The sequence below is a fragment of the Actinophytocola sp. genome (assembly GCF_035634895.1).
Lineage (GTDB): Bacteria > Actinomycetota > Actinomycetes > Mycobacteriales > Pseudonocardiaceae > Actinophytocola.
Genome location: NZ_DASQCC010000081.1, coordinates 1 through 17037 on the forward strand (window position 1 = coordinate 1; position 17037 = coordinate 17037).

A 17037-nucleotide genomic window follows, 5' to 3' on the forward strand; every position below is an offset into this window, starting at 1 on the left:
GAGGCCGCCGATTCCGCCATTGCCGCCAGGACCGAACACCACAGAGTTGGATATGCTGAAGCCGCCCGTGCCGCCCGTGCCGCCCGCGTCGATGGCCGGGATGCCGCCGATCATGACTACCTCGGCTGCTCCGGTGTCCACTGTGTCCGGACCGCCGGAGCCGGTTCGGTCGCCGGAGCCGGTGGGCGCGGTGCGGGAGGAACCGGTTCGTCGGGACGCGATGCCGGTCGAGAACTCGCGGCCTCCCGTGGGCGACGTGGCGCGGGCGCCGGAGGAACAGGCCGTGCCCCGGGAGGTTCCCGAGGTGGTCCCGGAACCGCGGGTTCCGGCACCGGCGGGCAAGGCGCTCGTCGTGCCGGGGCGGAACAGCACCGCGGGCGAGCAGGCGCGGTTCGTCTCGGCGGCGGGGGAGTACTTCTCCGAGGCCCTGGCCACCGTGAACGCCGCCATGGCCACCTGGCCGTCCATGCGGGTCGACGACTCGCCGGGGGTCAAGGCCGACTACGTCGCCGTGTGCCTGTTCCTCGGGCGAGGTGAGGGCAGCGCGCTGCCGATCAACGGTGCCCTCCGCGTCGGGCAGGCCGGGGCGTTGGACGGGCAGGTGCCCTGTCTGATGTCCGGGATCCGCCGGCTGCCGACACATCGGCGTGCCGTGCTGCGGCAGGGCCGGGTGAACGAGTCGCTCGAACACCAGAGCACGCCCGGCACGGTGCTCACCGAGCCGGGGTTCCTCGCCGGGAGCGTCGACCTCGACGTCACGGCCCCCGGCGCCGACCTGGACGTCCTGATCTGGCCCAGCTCGGCCCGGCGGACCTCCGAGCTGATGATCGGGCGGTCCGTCGACGAGGCGGTGTTCGTCGCCGGGGCCCGGTTCAAGGCGCTCGCCGTGCGGACAGCAGAAGAGGACGACGAGGAGACCGAGGACGACGGCTCGCCCCAGGCGCCTCGGATCGCCGTGCTCTACCGGGAGCTGGCGCCGGGGGAGACACCGACCACCACTGAGCTGGACGAGCGGGACCTCGCCGTGCTGGCCAAGCTCGACAGCGTGCTCGCCCGGCGGCACCAGGGACAGCTGCGGCTCGTCGAGGACCCCGAGGTGGCCGCGCGGCTCACCACCTCCATGGTGGTCTGGCAGCAGGAGGCGGCCGCGGCGGTGGCCTCGTGAACGGGCCCGCGGGCAGGCTCGCCGGGGTGCTGGTCGCCGGGGTGCTCGGGATCGTCCCGGCCGTGCCCGCCGCCGCGCAGCCGTCGTCACCAGGGGGCACCACCACGACGGAGCAGGAGCCCTGCCTGCCGCCGCCGCAGAGCGTCGATCCGTCCGTGCCCTGGGCGCAGCGGCAGCTGGCACCGGAACAGGCCTGGCCGCTGACCGACGGGTCGGGCATCACCGTCGGCGTGGTCGACACCGGGGTCGACGGCCATGTGCCGCAGCTACAAGGGGTCGTGCTGCCGGGGGTCGACACGACCAAGCCCGGGCACGCGCCGGGCGACACCGACTGCTTCGGACACGGCACGTTCGTCGCCGGGATCATCGCGGCCAAGCCCACCCAGGGGACGGGGTACGTCGGCGTGGCGCCGGGCGTGCGGATCCTGCCGGTCCGGTGCGCCACCACCGACACCCCGAACGCGCCGGGGGCGCGGACCCCGGAAGGGATGGTGCTCGGCATCCGGGCCGCGGTCGACGCGGGCGCACAGGTGATCAACGTGTCGGCCAGTACGACCGAGCAGAACCCCACGCTCGCCGACGCCATCCGGTACGCGGCCGAGCACGACGTCGTCGTGGTCGCCTCGGCCGCCAACAGCGGGAACGAGGGCGATCCGGTCACCTACCCCGCCGCCTTCCCCACGGTGATCGCGGTCGGCGCGGTGAACGAGACCGGGCAGCACGCGGACTTCTCGCAGACCGGGCCGTTCGTGTCGCTCGTGGCGCCGGGGGTCGACATCCTCGGGCTGGGGCCGGGTGGTCCCGGGCACTGGAAGGGCAACGGCACCAGCTACTCCGCGCCCTTCGTCGCCGGGGTCGCCGCGCTCGTCCGCGCGTACCGGCCCGGGCTCTCCGCCGAACAGGTCAAGCACCGGCTGCTGGCCACGGCGACCCATCCGGCCGTCGCGCTGCCCGACCCGGCGCTCGGGTGGGGCATGGTGAACCCCCTGGCCGCGGTGACCACCGTGCTGCCGGAGGAGAACGGCGTGGAACCGCGAAGTGTCGCGCCGCCGGGCGCCACCGCCGCGCCCGTCGTCCCGCACGACGAGATGGGGCCGGTGCTCGCCATGGCCGGCATGATCGGCGCCGTGGTCCTCGTGCTGGCCGCGCTGCTGCTTGGCCGGTTGTTCAGTGCCGGCCGCAAGCGCGGCTTCCGGCCGGCACGGGTGATCGAGATGTCCACACCGGACGGTCCCGCGACGCGCTGACTCGGGGCCAAACCTACAAAGGCTGGTGCACGGCCTGCCACCGGATCGCCGCCGGCGCCTGCCCGAGGGCACAACTGTCGCGGCAGTGCTGGGGGTTTTAGCTGTTCTGTCACCGGCGAGGGCAGGTCGGGCCGTTGGTCCACTTCCGATCCCGTGGACCAACGGCCCGGTACCTCAGCCCTTGTCCGACTTCACGAAGCCTTCGACGATCGGGGTCTGGACCAGCCGCACCGCCCGGCGGCGGTTGACGAACTGGCCGCGGCCGACCGGCAGCACCCTCGGCTTGAGGTTGCCGAGGAACGACCCCTCGCCCTTCGGGCAGGACAGCAGCAGCGCGGGCGTGCCCAGCTCCCACATCTTCCGGATCGCCTGGTTCATCATCGAGCGGCTCGCACCGGACGTGCTGCGGGCGATGATCACGTGCACGCCCACGTCCGCGGCCTGCGGCAGCACCGGGATGAGCGAGTCGAGCGGGCTGGATGACTCGGCGAGCTCGTAGTCGTCGATGATGATGTACAGGCGGCCGCCCTCCCACCAGTCCCGTTTGGGCAGCCGGCTCGGGCTGATCTCCGGGCCGGGCAGGCGGTTCTTGATGACCTGCGCGGCGCCGGCGATCGACTTCGCCAGTGCCTCGGCACCCACCGCGTACTCGAGCTGGTGGGTCGCGGGGACCGAGTCGTGCAGCTCGCGACGGAAGTCGCCGAACATGATCCGCGCCTCGGTGTTGGTGTGGTGCGCGGCCACGGCGCGGGCGATGTGGCGGAGCAGGTTCGTCTTGCCCGTCTCCGCGTCGCCGTAGATCAGCAGGTGCGGGCTCGCGTCGAAGTCGTGCCACAGCGGGGCCAGCTCGACGTCGTCGATGCCCAGTGGGACACGCATCTCCGCGGTCGGGTTCGGGGACTTCGGGCCGGGCAGCTCCCGCACGAACAACTCGTGCGGCAGCAGCTTGACCTTCGGTGCCACCGGGGCCGTCGGCAGTGCCAGCGACTCCGCCAGCTCGACCGTCGCCTCCGCCAGGTCGTCCGTCTCGGACGTACCGTCGATGCGGGGGAGTGCGGCCAGGAAGTGCAGGCGGTCGGGGGTGATGCCGCGGCCGGGGATGGACGGCACGGTCGCGGCGAAGCGGCTGTTGACCTCCGAGTCGACCGGGTCACCCAGTTTCAGCTCGAACCTGGTGCCCAGCACGTCGCGCAGCCACGGCCGCATCTCCGACCACCGGTTGGTCGCGACGACCATGTGGATGCCGAAGCTCAGGCCGCGCGCGGCGAGCTCGGTGAAGTTCGGCTCGATGTCGTCGAAGTCCTGGCGGATGGTGTACCAGCCGTCGACCACGAGGAAGACGTCGCCGTACGGGTCGACGTCGGTGAACCTGCCCGCCCGGCGGGCTCGCCGGTAGCTGGACATCGAGTCGATGTTGTGGTCGGCGAAGATCTTCTCCCGGCGGGCCATCAGGTTGGTGACCTCGAGCACGGTCCGCGTGACGCGGTCGCGGTCGAGGCGGTTCGCCACACTGCCGACGTGCGGCAGCTTGGCGAGCGCGGTGAGCGTGCCGCCGAAGTCGAGGCAGTAGAACTGGACCTCGGCCGCGGTGTGGGTGAGCGCGAGCGCCGAGATCAGCGTGCGCAGCATGGTGCTCTTGCCGCTCTGCACACCGCCGACGACGGCGACGTTGCCCTTGCTGCCGGACAGGTCCGTGATCAACAGCTCGCGCTTCTGCTGCGCGGGCAGGTCGATCAGGCCGACCGGCACGGTGAGGGTCCCCGTGCCGTACCCGCCGACCGGGCGGGGGCCGAGGTCGGGGTCGTCCACCAGCGGCGGCAGCAGCTGGTCGAGCGTCGCCGCCTGCTTCAGCGGCGGCAGCCACACCTGGTGCGCACGCGGGCCGACGCCCTTCAGCCGGGTCAGCAGCACGTCGAGCACCGTGTCCAGGCTGTCCTTCTCGTCCGGCTCGGGCTCCGGCTCGGGCTCCGGCTGGTGCTGCGGCTCGATGTAGCGCATGCCGAACGGCACGACCCGCTGGTCGGCCGACTTGTCCATGGCGGCGCGCCGCTTGGGCCGGTACAGCGAGGAGGAGTACGCGCCCTTGAAGCGGATGAGCGTCTGGGTGTCCGGCCGCAGGTAGCCGTTGCCGGGGCTGTTCGGCAGCTCGTAGGCGTCCGGCACGCCGATGACGCTGCGGCTCTCCATCGCGGAGAACGTGCGCAGGCCGATCCGGTACGACAGGTGCGTCTCCACCTTGTGGATCCGGCCCTCGTCGAGGCGCTGGGACGCCAGCAGCAGGTGCACGCCCAGCGACCGGCCCAACCGGCCGATCATGGCGAACACGTCGATGAACTCCGGCTTGCTCGACAGCATCTCGGAGAACTCGTCGACCACGATGAACAGCGCGGGCATCGGCTCCAGCGGCACGCCCTGCTGCCGCGCGGCCTCGTAGTCGCGGCGGGACGCGTAGTTGCCGGCCGCCCGCAGGTACTCCTGGCGCCGGTTCATCTCGCCGGTCAGCGCGTCCTGCATGCGGTCGACCAGCTCGAGCTCCTCGGACAGGTTCGTGATCACCGCCGAGGTGTGCGGCAGCTGGTCGAACCCGAGGAACGCCGCGCCGCCCTTGAAGTCCACCAGCACGAAGTTCAGGTCCTCAGGCGAGTGCGTGGTGGCCAGCGCGAGCACGAGCGTGCGGAGCAGCTCGCTCTTGCCGGAGCCGGTGGCGCCGACGCACAGGCCGTGCGGGCCCATGCCGTCCTCCGCGGCCTCCTTGATGTCCAGCTCCAGCGGTGTGCCGTTCGCCGCGATGCCGATGGGCACCCGCAGCCGCCGCTTGGCGGTCATCCGCTCCCGGCGGTAGCGGGTCGGCTCGAAGTGGGCGACGTCGCCGATGCCCAACATCTTGGCCAGGTCGTAGTCGGCGGCCATCGGCTCCTCGGTCTCGTTCACCTCGCCGACCCGGTAGCGGGACATGGTCCTGGCCAGCGCGGCGGCCGCCACGTGACTGAAGGTGTCCGGGGTGCAGAGCGGCCTGGTCTGCGCCCTGCCGAGCCGGTCGAAGCTCACGGTGCTCGCCGCGCCGGCGACGACCTCGAGGAACAGCACGCCGGCCCGCTGGTGCCACGGCAGGCTGCCGGACACGTCGAGGACCACCGCGTTGCGGTAGCCCTCGTCAGCGGCGCGGTGGTCGCCGGGGATCTGCGGACCGTCCACGATGAGCACCACGTACGGTTCGGACGCGGTGACCGGCGTGTCGGCCTCGAACCGCGGCCTGCCGGTGAAGGCGGGGCCGCCGAGCAGCAGCTCGATCTCGTTGATGCCTTCGCCCACCAGCCTGCGCGCGCCCGCGGCGTCCCGGCTCTCCAGGTCCTGGTTGTGCGGCAGCCACTTCAGCCAGTCCCAGCGCTCGAGCCGGTCGTCGGTGGCGCACAGTGCGATGCGGACGTCGCCGGGCGCGTGCGCGGTGGCGAGCTGGCCCAGCATCGCGCGCACGAGGTCCATCACCGCGACGTCCTCGCCGCTGAACTGGATCTGCCCGAACCCCCGCAGGTACACCGCGATCGGCGCGTTCGGGAGGGTCGAGTAGGCGCGGAGGAAGCGGCGCAGGGCGTGCGCGGCGAGCGGTTCGAGGTCCTCGATGGGCTTGGTGTCCGGCGGGAGGAGCTTGAGCGCGGACCGCTGCGTGCCGACGCCGATGCGGACCTCGCCGAAGTCGTCCTGCGCGGGGCGGCGTTCCCACAGGCGGTAGCCCAGCGCGATCGACCACAGCGCGCGGGGGTCCGGGTGGATCCACCGGGCGGCCCGCTGCTGCGCGGCGAGCGCCTTGCGGACCCGGCCGCGGAGCTGGGTGAGGTAGCGGATGTAGTCGCGCCGGTGGCCGTGCAGCTTCTGCTTGTGGGTCACCGAGCTGCGCACCAGCTGCACGATCAGCATGCCGATGACGGACACGAGCATCATGCCGCCGCCGATGTAGGACATCAGCCCGGAGCCCGGCCGCACGAACATCATCACCATCGCGATGGAGCCGAGGCCCATCGGGGCGTACATCAGGACCGAGCTGATCCCGCCGCCCGTGTCCTCCGGCACGGCGGGCGGTTCCTGGACCTGGATCTCGTCAGCCGGCACGCCCGGCTTCGGCCGCCGCGCCCGGCGCGCGAAGAGCACCGTGCTCATGACGCCGCTCCGCCCGCTCCGCTGCACCGGCCCCGCCCACGGTCATGACGGTGTCCTCGGTGTGGTCGACTCGCTGCGCAAGCTGCGCTCATGGCTCTCCCTCGGTGGTGAGTGGACTTCCCCTATTTCGCGCTCGCGGGGCTGTCTACACAGATCACGCGTGCCGCGCGGCATTAGGTTCGGGCCTGGTTCACGGTCTGGGATCCCTGGCAGGAAGGACCTGACACCAGATGGAAGAGCAGACACAGCATCGCACAACGACGTCGGCGAGGCTACGGTTCGTCCTCGGGAAACGGGCGACGGAGGTGGCGTTGCCGACGGAGGCGACGCTGACCGACCTCCTGCCCGCGGTGCTGCCCCAGTTCGGCGCGGACTGGATCGAGCAGGGGGCCGACCACGAGGGCTGGGTCGTGCAGCGGGTCGGTGAGGCGCCGCTGGACGAGGACCGGACGCTCGCCGAGCTCAACCTGCTCGACGGCGAGACCGTCTACCTGCGACCGCGGGCGGACCAGCTCGCGCCGATCGACTACGACGACCTCGTCGACGGCGTCGGTGAGCAGGTGCGCGAGCACCCCGGCGCGTGGCAACCGAAGCACACCCGCACGCTGTTCCGGATCGGCACGGCCGTCGCCTTCCTGCTCGGGCTCGTCGTGTTGCCCGGCGCCGGCTCGACGCTCGCCCAGGCGGTGCTGGCACTGGCCGGCGCCGTGGTCCTCCTGCTCGGCGCCGCGTTGGTGGCGCGGGGGGTGGCCGACCCGACCGGGGCGATGGTCCTGGCCGGCGTCTCGGTCTGCTACGCCGTGGTGGGTGGGGTGCTGCTCACGAAGGAACTCGCGCCGCTGGCCACGTTCACGGTCGAGGTGACCGTCGGGCTCGTCATCGCGTTCCTGGTGTTGTGCGGCGGGGTGCTACTGGTCGCCGACGCGGCGCTGCTGTTCGCCGGGGGCATCCTCTTCGTGTTCGCGCTCGGGGTCACCGGGCTCATCGCGTCGGTCGCGGACGTGAACCTGCAGCAGGCGGTGGGCATCGGGCTCGCGATCTGCCTGATCGTCGGGGTCTACCTGCCCGCCACGGCGTTCCGGCTGTCCGGGTTGACCCTGCCGATGCTGCCGACCGACGCACCGGAGCTGTCCGAGGACATCGACCCGGTGCCCGCCAAGGTCGTCGTCGAGCGGGGCGCGGTGACCGTGGGCTACTCGACGGCACTGCACGTCGGGCTCGGCGCCGCGGTGGCGATCATGCTGCCCGTCCTGGCCATCGACGGCAACGGCTGGACCGAGGTGCTGTCGCTGGTGATCGCGTTCCTGCTGTTCCTGCGGACCCGCCATCCCAGCGGGGTGGTGCAGCGGTGGGCGGTCATGCTGCCCGCGATCGTCTGCGTTGCCGCGAACTTCTACCAGCTCGCCGGTGAGCAGGACGAGGCCGGCCGGCTGCTCGCGGTGTTCCTGCCGCTGTTCGCGGGCGGGATCGTCCTGCTGTTGTGCAGCAAGGTGATGCCGGGCAAGCGGCAGCGGCCGTACTGGGGCCGCGCGGTGGAGATCCTCGAGTCGGTCGCCGCCGTCGCCGTGATCCCCATTCTGTTGCAGGTACTGGGTGTGTACGCCTGGATGCGTGGATTGGCAGGCTGATGCAGTCCAAGAGGGACCAGGTACAGGCCTACTTCTTCGTGGTGGGCAGGCTCGTCTCCGCCGTGGTGCACGGCAAGCCGGACGTGCTGGCGCAGCCGAACAGGAGGCTGAACACCGGTACGTTCCTCGGGGTGATCCTCGGCGGCGTCCTCATGGGAGTCTTCGGCATCATCGGACTGTTCGTCCCCGGCGGCAACACGACGTGGCGCCAGCCGGGGGCGATCGTGATGAACGAGGACACCGGCGCCCGGTACGTCTTCCTCGAGAACCAGCTCCGGCCGGTGCTCAACTACTCGTCGGCGCGGCTGGCGGCCGGGAAGAGCGGTGGCACGGTCTACAAGGTGTCGCAGAAGTCCCTCGCCGGCACGCCGGTGGGGCAGCCGATCGGCATCCCGGGCGCGCCGGACGCGCTGCCGGGGGCGAACGCGCTCTCGGCCGGCCCGTGGACGGTGTGCGCGCAGCAGGCGGGTACCGGCACCCAGGACACCGGGCCGACGACGACCCTCCTCATCGGACAGTCGTTCGAGATGACGGTGGCCGACTCGCAGGCCCTGCTGGTAAGTGCCCCGGACGAGGCGCTGTACCTGATCTGGGAGGGCAGGCGGCACCGGATCCCCGGCAGGGCGGAGGCGACCGCGCTGGGCTACGGCGACGTCGCGCCGGTGGCGGTCACCGCCGCCTGGCTCAACCCGATCCCGCAGGGCCGGGACTTCGAGGCGAAGAGGACACCGGGCACCGGGGAACCGGGGCCGGACATCGACGGCGGCCCGAGCGTGGTCGGCCAGATCTACCTCGTCCACAACCCGGCGATCGGCGCCGACCAGCTCTACCTGATGCGCTCGGACGGGCTGGCGCCGTTGTCCCCGACCACTGCCGCGCTGCTGCTCGCCGCGCCGTTCACCAGGGACGCCTACAACGGCGAGTCCGTGACACCCATCGAGGTGGGGCCGGGCGCGTTGTCCGGTGTGCCGACGTCGGACGGCGGCGACGACCTCGTCGGCGGCCTGCCGCAGCGACCACCGGAGATCGTGGTGCCCGGCCAGGACGACGCGGCGTGCGCGGCGTACTTCCCGGTCGGCAAGGGAGAGGTGCGGGTCATCACCGGCTTCGTCTCCGCGGACGTCCACAAGAGGGCCATGCCGATGGCCGTGCACGAGGCCGGTGTGACGGCCGACCGCGTGCTGATACCGGCCGGCGCCGGGGTGCTGGTCAGGGAACAGCAGTCCCCCGAGGCGGCGCTCAACGCGGTCTACCTCATCACCGAGACGGGGATGAAGTACCCGCTCGCGGACGGGTCCGTGGTGGAGGCGCTGGGGTACTCCGCGCAGTCCGCCGTGGCGATGTCCGGCGAGATGCTCGCGTTGCTGCCGTCCGGGCCGGTGCTGAGCACCCAGGCCGCGCTGAGCGTCCAGGCGGGGTGACCGACTCATGAGGGGAGTCCCGCTTGTTCGTCCCCCCGGACGCGAAGCCGGATTCTCCCGCGGGTTCCGAAACTAACGTTTGAGTGGTGGCCGGGCTGTTCTCAGGGCTGCCAGGGCTGACAGGAAGAAACGGAAACAAGGAGATCTCATGGCGCACACAACTCAGCTCGACCCGGACGAGATCCGCAAGCAGGCGGACAACCACGACTCCACCCGTGAGGCCATCGTCGGCCAGCTCACGCAGCTGAAGTCCGACGTGGACAACGTCCTGCAGGCGAGCACCAGCGCCGCGACGCGCGCGCTGAGCACCTCGACCGACACCTGGATCGAGAACGTCAAGAAGTCGGTCATCGCGCACATGCAGGCCATGGCGGAGAACATCCGGCGCGAGTCGAACAACCAGGAGGGCACCGACGAGGACCTCAACCAGCAGATCATGAACATCCCGCTGGAGACCGGCTCCTTCCTCGGCGCCTGAGCGAACGACCCCTGACGACATCCTCAACAGGAGAGAACAGCGATGATCACATACGACTACGCCGCCATCGACGAGGCCATCGACATGATGACCAAGAAGGCCACGGAGATCGCGAACCAGACCGACGAGCAGCAGCAGCAGGTCAAGGCGATCATGGGCAACTGGACCGGTACCACGGCCGACGCCTACAACAAGCTGTGCGACGACCTCGAGTCCGACCTGCGTGCGAACGTGGAGATCCTCAACAACCTGAAGGCCACCTTCGGCCAGGGTGCGGACGACATGAAGCAGCAGGACGCCAAGGGCGGGCAGAACGTCGCCGGCAGCTGATGCCCGCGCGGTGCTGTGTGCCGGGCGCCATCCCGCCCGGCACACAACACACCGCAACCAGTAGTACCGCGAGACATGTGTCCACCGTCCTTCCTGGAGTGATGAGATGACCACCAGCACGAACATGAATGTCGAGGCCGTCAAGGACTCGGCGGCCAACCTCGGGCGGATCATGGACGACATGTCCGCCTTCAACTCGCTGCGGACGACCTGGCCGTCGATCGGCAACTTCGACCTGGCACAGCAGCTTCAGGCCATCATCGACGACCGCCGCAACGGTGTCGTCGCGCACGCCGACCAGCTGAAGATCTCGCTCGGCGAGATCTCGAAGGCGCTGATGAAGGTCGCGACCGACGTCGAGAACATCGACGAGGGCAACGCCGAGCGGATCAGGGCGGTCGTCGCCGCGCTGCAGACCCGGGTGCACGAGGACCTCGTGGCGCTCGGCGAGCCGGCGAACTGAGGTACCGGACATGGCCGATACCACGGCGTACAACGCCGAGAACGTGAAGAACGCGTCGATCAACATCGGCAAGATCCTCGACGACATGGCGCCGTTCAACGACCTGAAGCCGCACTGGCCGAACGCGGGCAAGTTCGAGCTCGCGCAGTGGCTGGAGCGCATCGTGGACGACCGGCGCAACGCGATCGTGGCGCACGCCGAGCACCTGCGGATGACGTTCGACAGCCTCGAGACCACGCTGACCCAGATCGCCAAGGACTTCGCGAACACCGACGGCGGCAACGCCGAGAAGATCAAGGCCGCGCTCGGCGACTGGCACTCCAGGCTCGAGGGCCAGTGGGACACCTGGGACACGAACACCGAGAAGGCCCAGACGAACTACACGGACGACCCGAACAACAAGAACAACTCGCACGACGGCGACGGGTACAACGACAACCTGAGCGTCCCCATCGGCAAGTAAGTCCCGCGCAGCGCACCGGTCTCGACGAACACATCGACAAGGGTTGGAAAAATGGCCGATTCGGAAATCCAGGACGTTGGTATTTACAACGCCTCGGCACCGCCTCTGGATCCCATGGGGTACAGCACCCTCGGAGCCCTGGTCGACGTGACCTCGGGACTGGTGGTCACCGGCGGTGGCAATGACGCGGCGAGCCTGTCCTCGAACACCACGGCCGAGGCGTGGTACCGCCTCGAGACCCAGATGAACTCCGCCACGAAGAAGCTCGGCGAGGTGAACGACGCGTTCGCCAGGGAGATCAAGTCGCTGAACGACAACCTCAAGGGTGTCGCGGGCGACGAGTTCAACAAGGTCGCCACCGACCTGCTGAAGAAGAGCCAGGACCTCTACAACACCCTGGACACCAAGAAGTACGGCCTGATGGTCGGCAACATCGGGCACTGCATCCAGTGGTTCGCCAACCGCTGGTGGGAGATCGTCGACGCCAACGACAAGAAGAAGACCGACGCCCAGCTCAAGCTGAGGACGCTCGCCGCGGCCCAGGCGGAGGTGGCGACGACCACGTCGGACCTCCAGAGTGTGCTGGACCAGCTGCAAACCGCGTTCAAGAACCTCGACGACGACGCCGAGAAGGCGCTCATCAAGGACCTCCAGGACCTCCTCGGCGAGATGGGCAGGCAGTACAACGCCCGTGGCCAGGACCTCGCCCCCATCTACATCGCCGGTGGCCACGAGACCACCAACAACGGCAACGGCAACGGCAACAACCAGGGCTACCAGCAGGGCCAGCGGATGCAAGCCCTCAAGGGCAGGACGCTCGCGCCGCTGGAGCCCGAGCAGCAAGGCCAGTACGCCCCCGGGGAGGAAACCGAGGGCGGCGCGACCAGCCCGGGCAACAGCCAGCTCGACGCGGCCAAGAAGGCGGCCGAGGACGCCATCGACGGCGTCAAGGCCAAGACGACCGACCCCGAGGCCCAGAAGGCGCTCGACGACGCGAAGAAGGCCGTCGGCGACGCAATCGACGGTCTCGGCGGCGGTGCGGGCGGTGGCAAGTCCGGTGGCGGTTCGCCGGGTACGGGCTCCGGTGGGGGTTCCCCGGGCAGCGGTGCGCTCGACGCGGCCAAGAAGGCGGCGGGCGACGCGATCGACGGCCTCAAGGGCGGCACCACCGATCCCGCGGCGCAGAAGGCGCTCGACGACGCGAAGAAGGCGGCCAGCGACGCCATTGACGGTCTCACCGGCGGTTCCGGCGGCGGCGAGGGCAGCGGTGCCGGTGGCGGCGGCATGCCGGGGATGGGTACGCCGGGCGGCGGTTCTGGCGGCGGCCGGTCGAAGGCCCTGGACGACGCGAAGAAGGCGGCGCAGGACGCGATCGACGGCCTCAAGGGCGGTACCGGCGACCCCGAGGCCGACAAGGCCCTTGAGGACGCGAAGAAGGCGGTCGGCGACGCGATCGACGGGCTCGACGGCTCCGGGGTCGACGACGCCAAGGACGAGGCCAAGCAGGCCTCGGACAAGGCGTTCGACGACGCCATCGGCAAGACCGACGACCCGGAGGCCAAGCAGGCCCTCGAGGACGCGAAGAAGGCCGCGGGCGACGCGATCGACAAGATCAAAGCCGACAGTCCCGCGGACGCGCTGAAGCAGGCGGGCGACGCGGCGAACAAGGCGATCGACGACGCGCTGGCGAAGACCACCGACCCGGAGGCCAAGCAGGCCCTGCAGGACGCGAAGGACGCGGTCGGCAAGGCCATCGACGGCATCGACCCGGACACGGCCGGTCAGCTGGGCGACGCCAAGGACAAGGCCCTCGGCGCGCTCGACGACATCAAGGACGGCACGACCGACCCGGAGGCGCAGCAGGCCCTCGACGCGGCCAAGGACGCGGTCGGCAAGGCCATCGACGGCCTCGGCGCGGGTGAGGGCGCCGACGCCATCAAGGACGCGGCCGGCGCGGCGGACAAGGCGCTCGACGACGCGCTCGCGCACACCACCGACCCCGAGGCGCGCCAGGCACTGCAGGACGCCAAGGACAAGGTGGCCGACGCCATCAACGGACTCGACGCGGGCGACCCCGGCAAGCCGTCGACCGTCTCCGGTGGCCCCGGCGCGGAGGACCCGGAGGCCAAGCAGGCTCTGACCGACGCCAGGGGTGCGGTGGACAAGGCGCTCGACGACATGATCAACAAGGAGGGCGACCCGGAGGCCAAGCAGGCGCTGCAGGACGCCAGGTCCGCGGTCGACAAGGCGATCGACGGCATCAAGCCGGCCGGCATCGGCGGCCTCGACTCCATGAAGGACTTCCTGTCCGGCGGCGGCGGTGGTTCCTCAGGCGGTGCCGGCGGCGGCCTCGGTGGCGGTGGGGGCGGTATCGGTGGCGGCGGTGGGGCACTGCCTCGCGCCCAGTTCGACACCGACGTGGCCCAGCAGCGCGGGTTCACGACCCCTGGCGTCCAGACCGTGTCCGGCAGTCCGTTGAGCGCCGCGACGGCCGCGTCCGTCGGCACGCCGATGGGCGGCATGGGCATGGGTGGCGGCGGCATGCCGATGGGCATGGGCGGCATGGGTGGCATGGGCGGCCAGAACAACAACAACGAGCGCGAACCGCAGATCTGGCTGCAGGCCGACAAGGACGCGTGGCGTGACGACGACGCCGAGGACGACGGCGTCATCGGTCGCCCGGCGACGAGGACCTAGGCCATGCCGGACGGTTCGCCACTCAACCCGCAACCGAACCCCAACGACCCCTGGCTGGAAGGCCTGACGTTCGAGCAGGTCTCCCAGCTCGTCATGGAGATCAACCCGGACGTGTTCTACCAGCGCGCGTCTGCCTTCGACCAGGCCGGGGCGCGGTTCCAGGACGTGCTCGACCTGGTCCGGCACGAGATGAACTTCGTGCGGGAGGCCTGGACCGGCAAGGCGGCCGAGGACTTCGACGCCGTCGTCCGGGAGCTGACCGGCAAGATCGGCGGCGTGCTGCAGTTCCTGCAGAGCCCCGGCTACGGCGCGATCCTGCGGGACGCGGGCGACCGGCTGGCCGACCACCAGCAGCGGCTCCGGGACCTCCAGGGGCAGAAGGCGGCGCAGGAGGCCACGCCACCCGCGCCGGGCGCACCCTCGGCGGAGGAGACGGCGAAGCTCAACAACGACTCGGCCAAGCAGATCCTGCGCGACCTGCGCACGGCGTACTGGGACGTCGGGAACGCGCTCGCTCCGCTGCCGTACAAGCCGCCGGGCGTCACCGCCGACACGAGCACGAACCCGGGCCAGGGCAACGGCAATGGCAACGGCAATGGCAACGGGGAGCACGGGCCCGGGAACTCCGGCGAGACCTACAACTTCGCGCCCACGCCGTTCTTCGGGCCGAACACGCTGACGAAGACCGGGACCAACCGGCCCGGTGAGTCGGGCGGTGACGGGCCGTTCCTGTCCAGTGGGCAGAACAGGAACGTGCTCGGCCGCGCCGACCCGGGTGGGCAGGGTCTCGGCGTGCCGGGGCATGCGGGTCCGGTGTTCGCGTCGGGACACTCCCAGGACAGCGGTGTGCTGGGCCAGGCACGGGAGATGGTGGACGCGCAGGGCCCCTACACCGGCGGCCACCCCGGTGGCCCGCCGCTGATGGGTGCCGTGCCGGGCGTGCTCGGCAGGCCGGCGGGCAAGTCGGCTGGCAAGTCGACGGGCGAGTCGGCCGCCTGTGTGCCGGGCGCCAAGGACGTCACCACGCGGACCACGGACAAGGCGACGGACAAAGGGACGGACAGAGGGACGGACAAGGGGACGGACAAGGCCTCGGGTAAGGGGACCGGCAAGGGGACGGACGAGGAGAAGGAGCGCGCGAAGCGCAGGGCCCTCGTCGAGGAAGTGGTGCCGGAGGAGGGCGACTCGGAGACGCTGGACACCGACGACGTCACCACGAGGTCGGCCGACGCCCCGGAGCGGCGCAAGGCGATCAAGACGGCGACCGAGGTACCCGCGCCGACCGAGACCGAGCAGGTGCACAAGGTCGCCGCACAGGTCGCCACCACGTCGGGGCAGCCTGCCGAGACGCACTCCCTCGTCACCCCGCAGCAGCGGCACGAGGTGGCGGCCGCGGTGGCCGGTGGGGGCACGACGACCCACGCCACGCCCGGCACCCCCGCCAAGCCGCTCGTGCCCGCCGCCCACGCCACACCCGCCGCACTGCAGCACGCGCTGGAGACCGACGCACAGGGCAAGCCGCTGACGTTCTCGCACGGGGGCGGTGGCGTCCATCAGGTCGTCAACCTGGAGCCCCATTCGCGGGGGATGTTCGCGCCGGGCACCACGACGCCGGACGCGCTCGTGGGGCAGACGACCGCGGAGACGATCAGCGGTACCACGCCGACGCCGTCCGCTCGTGGCGTCACCGCCGACCCGCTCGCGTCCGGTCACATGGGTGGCATGCCCATGGGGATGATGGGCGGCATGGGTGGCATGGGCGGCAACCAGCAGAACGGGCGGATGGCGGCCATGCCGAACGAGCCGAGGCCCGAGGTGTGGGACCCGGCGAGCGGCGCGCCAGGCGCGGTTGGCAGGCGCGAGCGCGAGCCCGTGCGGGAAGAGGAGGAGAAGCCGAGCGAGAAGAAGCTCTCGCAGGCCGACATCCAGGTCGCGCTCGCCGCGAAGTTCGCCGAGCTCGACCGACTGACGGAACGAGGTAAGTGATGGCCGACTGGAACTCCGCCGACCCCGAGCGCGCGATGGAATCGGCGATGGCGATGTTCGAGAACGAGTCCCGCAAGCTTGCTGAGCTCGGCAAGCACTGGGACGAGGCGAGCACGACCGTGCGGGCGAAGGACCACTCGCTCGAGATGACGTTCGACGGCCGCGGTGAGCTCGTCGACCTCGTGTTCAACTCCTCGAAGTACCGCGCGATGCCGCCCGCCCAGCTGGCGCAGGTGATCATCGAGACGCTGCGTGGCGGCCGCGCGGCCGCCCAGCAGAAGATGTCCGAGCTGATGGGCATCCCCGAGGTGGCCGGGATGGACCTGCAGGGCCTCGCCACCGGCCAGGTCCGCCCCGACGAGATGATCAACGCGCTGATCGGCCCCATGTTCGACACTCTGAACGACTTCGGTGTGGACGCGCCGCGCCCGCGGCCGGACAACCGCACACACGAGGAGCGGTGATGGCGGAGAACTTCTTCCTGGACGAACCCGCGTTCGAGGGCGTCACGGACAGCATTCTCGTCAGCGGGACCAACCTGGGTACCGCGTACGGCAAGCTCAACGACGTGCTCCTGGCGACCCAGGGCTGCTGGGGCGACGACGACATCGGCAAGGCGTTCGAGAAGAACTACTGGGAGAACGCCGAGGAGGTCCGGGTCGGCATGTCGGACGCGGGCGAGGGGCTCGTGCAGTCCTCGAAGAACGTGCACGAGAAGGCCACCGTCCTGGCGGACCTCGACGAGCGGAACGCGAAGTGGCTCGACTCCCAGGTCGGGGAGGAGTGACCGGCTTCCACCTGCCCTGACGGCCCCCTCCGAGACGTCGGCCGCCTCGGAGGGGTCCTTCGCGACGTCGGTGAACTCTTCGCGCCGCGCCACGCGTGTCTCTACCAGATAGCCATGTGAAAGGAGGTGAACACATTCAATGGCTGCTACTGGTGGTAGCAAGGGTGGCGGCGGCCACGGTGGGGAAGCCAGCGGTGTAACCGGCGCCGGGTCGCAG

The 17037-nt window shown here is 70.6% G+C and carries 13 protein-coding genes; 12 read left to right on the forward strand and 1 reads right to left on the reverse strand.

The features are described 5' to 3' along the window. The first annotated feature begins 112 nt into the window (after positions 1–112). A complete protein-coding gene (locus VET29_RS11160) occupies positions 113–1165 on the forward strand; it encodes a hypothetical protein (RefSeq protein ID WP_324918770.1) in 1053 nt (350 codons plus the stop codon). After that, positions 1162–2412 (forward strand): type VII secretion-associated serine protease mycosin, encoded by a 1251-nt coding sequence (mycP, locus tag VET29_RS11165; RefSeq protein WP_324918773.1) that lies wholly within the window; start codon positions 1162–1164, stop codon positions 2410–2412. The genes VET29_RS11160 and mycP overlap by 4 nt, the downstream gene beginning before the upstream one ends. Positions 2413–2586: 174 nt before the next feature. Here mycP and eccCa read toward each other — a convergent pair whose 3' ends face one another. Then, on the reverse strand, positions 2587–6567 hold the full coding sequence (eccCa, locus tag VET29_RS11170; RefSeq protein WP_324918776.1) for a type VII secretion protein EccCa: 3981 nt from the start codon (positions 6565–6567) through the stop codon (positions 2587–2589). A 230-nt stretch (positions 6568–6797) separates the two neighbouring features. Here eccCa and eccD point away from each other — a divergent pair, with 230 nt between their 5' ends. The 10 genes from eccD to VET29_RS11220 all read left to right on the forward strand — a co-directional run bounded on the left by eccD (position 6798) and on the right by VET29_RS11220 (position 16820). After that, positions 6798–8195, forward strand: coding sequence for a type VII secretion integral membrane protein EccD (eccD, locus tag VET29_RS11175; protein WP_324918779.1), 1398 nt, complete (start codon positions 6798–6800; stop codon positions 8193–8195). After that, positions 8195–9616, forward strand: coding sequence for a type VII secretion protein EccB (gene eccB, locus VET29_RS11180; RefSeq protein WP_324918782.1), 1422 nt, complete (start codon positions 8195–8197; stop codon positions 9614–9616). The genes eccD and eccB overlap by 1 nt, the downstream gene beginning before the upstream one ends. Before the next feature lie 148 nt (positions 9617–9764). Further along, complete coding sequence (locus tag VET29_RS11185; RefSeq protein ID WP_324918785.1) at positions 9765–10094, forward strand: hypothetical protein; 330 nt, start codon at positions 9765–9767, stop codon at positions 10092–10094. Positions 10095–10136: 42 nt separating this feature from the next. Continuing rightward, positions 10137–10424 carry a WXG100 family type VII secretion target gene (locus VET29_RS11190; protein WP_324918788.1) on the forward strand — a complete coding sequence of 96 codons (288 nt, stop codon included), beginning with the start codon at positions 10137–10139 and terminating at the stop codon, positions 10422–10424. Positions 10425–10530: 106 nt separating this feature from the next. After that, positions 10531–10887: a hypothetical protein gene (locus VET29_RS11195; RefSeq protein WP_324918791.1), complete on the forward strand. Its 357-nt coding sequence runs from the start codon at positions 10531–10533 to the stop codon at positions 10885–10887. Between the two features lie 10 nt (positions 10888–10897). Further along, positions 10898–11350, forward strand: coding sequence for a hypothetical protein (locus VET29_RS11200; protein WP_324918794.1), 453 nt, complete (start codon positions 10898–10900; stop codon positions 11348–11350). A gap of 114 nt (positions 11351–11464) precedes the next feature. After that, on the forward strand, positions 11465–14047 hold the full coding sequence (locus VET29_RS11205; protein ID WP_324918797.1) for a hypothetical protein: 2583 nt from the start codon (positions 11465–11467) through the stop codon (positions 14045–14047). A gap of 3 nt (positions 14048–14050) precedes the next feature. Further along, the gene (locus VET29_RS11210) at positions 14051–16033 is read left to right on the forward strand and encodes a hypothetical protein (protein WP_324918800.1); all 1983 of its coding nucleotides are present in this window, start codon (positions 14051–14053) and stop codon (positions 16031–16033) included. After that, on the forward strand, positions 16033–16497 hold the full coding sequence (locus VET29_RS11215) for a YbaB/EbfC family nucleoid-associated protein (RefSeq protein WP_324918803.1): 465 nt from the start codon (positions 16033–16035) through the stop codon (positions 16495–16497). Before VET29_RS11210 ends, VET29_RS11215 begins: the two co-directional genes overlap by 1 nt. After that, positions 16497–16820: a hypothetical protein gene (locus VET29_RS11220; RefSeq protein WP_324918806.1), complete on the forward strand. Its 324-nt coding sequence runs from the start codon at positions 16497–16499 to the stop codon at positions 16818–16820. The genes VET29_RS11215 and VET29_RS11220 overlap by 1 nt, the downstream gene beginning before the upstream one ends. The last annotated feature ends 217 nt before the right edge of the window (positions 16821–17037 follow it).

Coding starts and splice junctions, on each gene's coding strand:
- VET29_RS11160 (WP_324918770.1), top strand. CDS start 113: ATGACTACCTCGGCTGCTCCGGTGTCCACTGTGTCCGGACCGCCGGAG.
- eccCa (WP_324918776.1), bottom strand. CDS start 6,567: ATGAGCACGGTGCTCTTCGCGCGCCGGGCGCGGCGGCCGAAGCCGGGC.
- eccD (WP_324918779.1), top strand. CDS start 6,798: ATGGAAGAGCAGACACAGCATCGCACAACGACGTCGGCGAGGCTACGG.
- eccB (WP_324918782.1), top strand. CDS start 8,195: ATGCAGTCCAAGAGGGACCAGGTACAGGCCTACTTCTTCGTGGTGGGC.
- VET29_RS11185 (WP_324918785.1), top strand. CDS start 9,765: ATGGCGCACACAACTCAGCTCGACCCGGACGAGATCCGCAAGCAGGCG.
- VET29_RS11190 (WP_324918788.1), top strand. CDS start 10,137: ATGATCACATACGACTACGCCGCCATCGACGAGGCCATCGACATGATG.
- VET29_RS11195 (WP_324918791.1), top strand. CDS start 10,531: ATGACCACCAGCACGAACATGAATGTCGAGGCCGTCAAGGACTCGGCG.
- VET29_RS11200 (WP_324918794.1), top strand. CDS start 10,898: ATGGCCGATACCACGGCGTACAACGCCGAGAACGTGAAGAACGCGTCG.
- VET29_RS11205 (WP_324918797.1), top strand. CDS start 11,465: ATGGGGTACAGCACCCTCGGAGCCCTGGTCGACGTGACCTCGGGACTG.
- VET29_RS11210 (WP_324918800.1), top strand. CDS start 14,051: ATGCCGGACGGTTCGCCACTCAACCCGCAACCGAACCCCAACGACCCC.
- VET29_RS11215 (WP_324918803.1), top strand. CDS start 16,033: ATGGCCGACTGGAACTCCGCCGACCCCGAGCGCGCGATGGAATCGGCG.
- VET29_RS11220 (WP_324918806.1), top strand. CDS start 16,497: ATGGCGGAGAACTTCTTCCTGGACGAACCCGCGTTCGAGGGCGTCACG.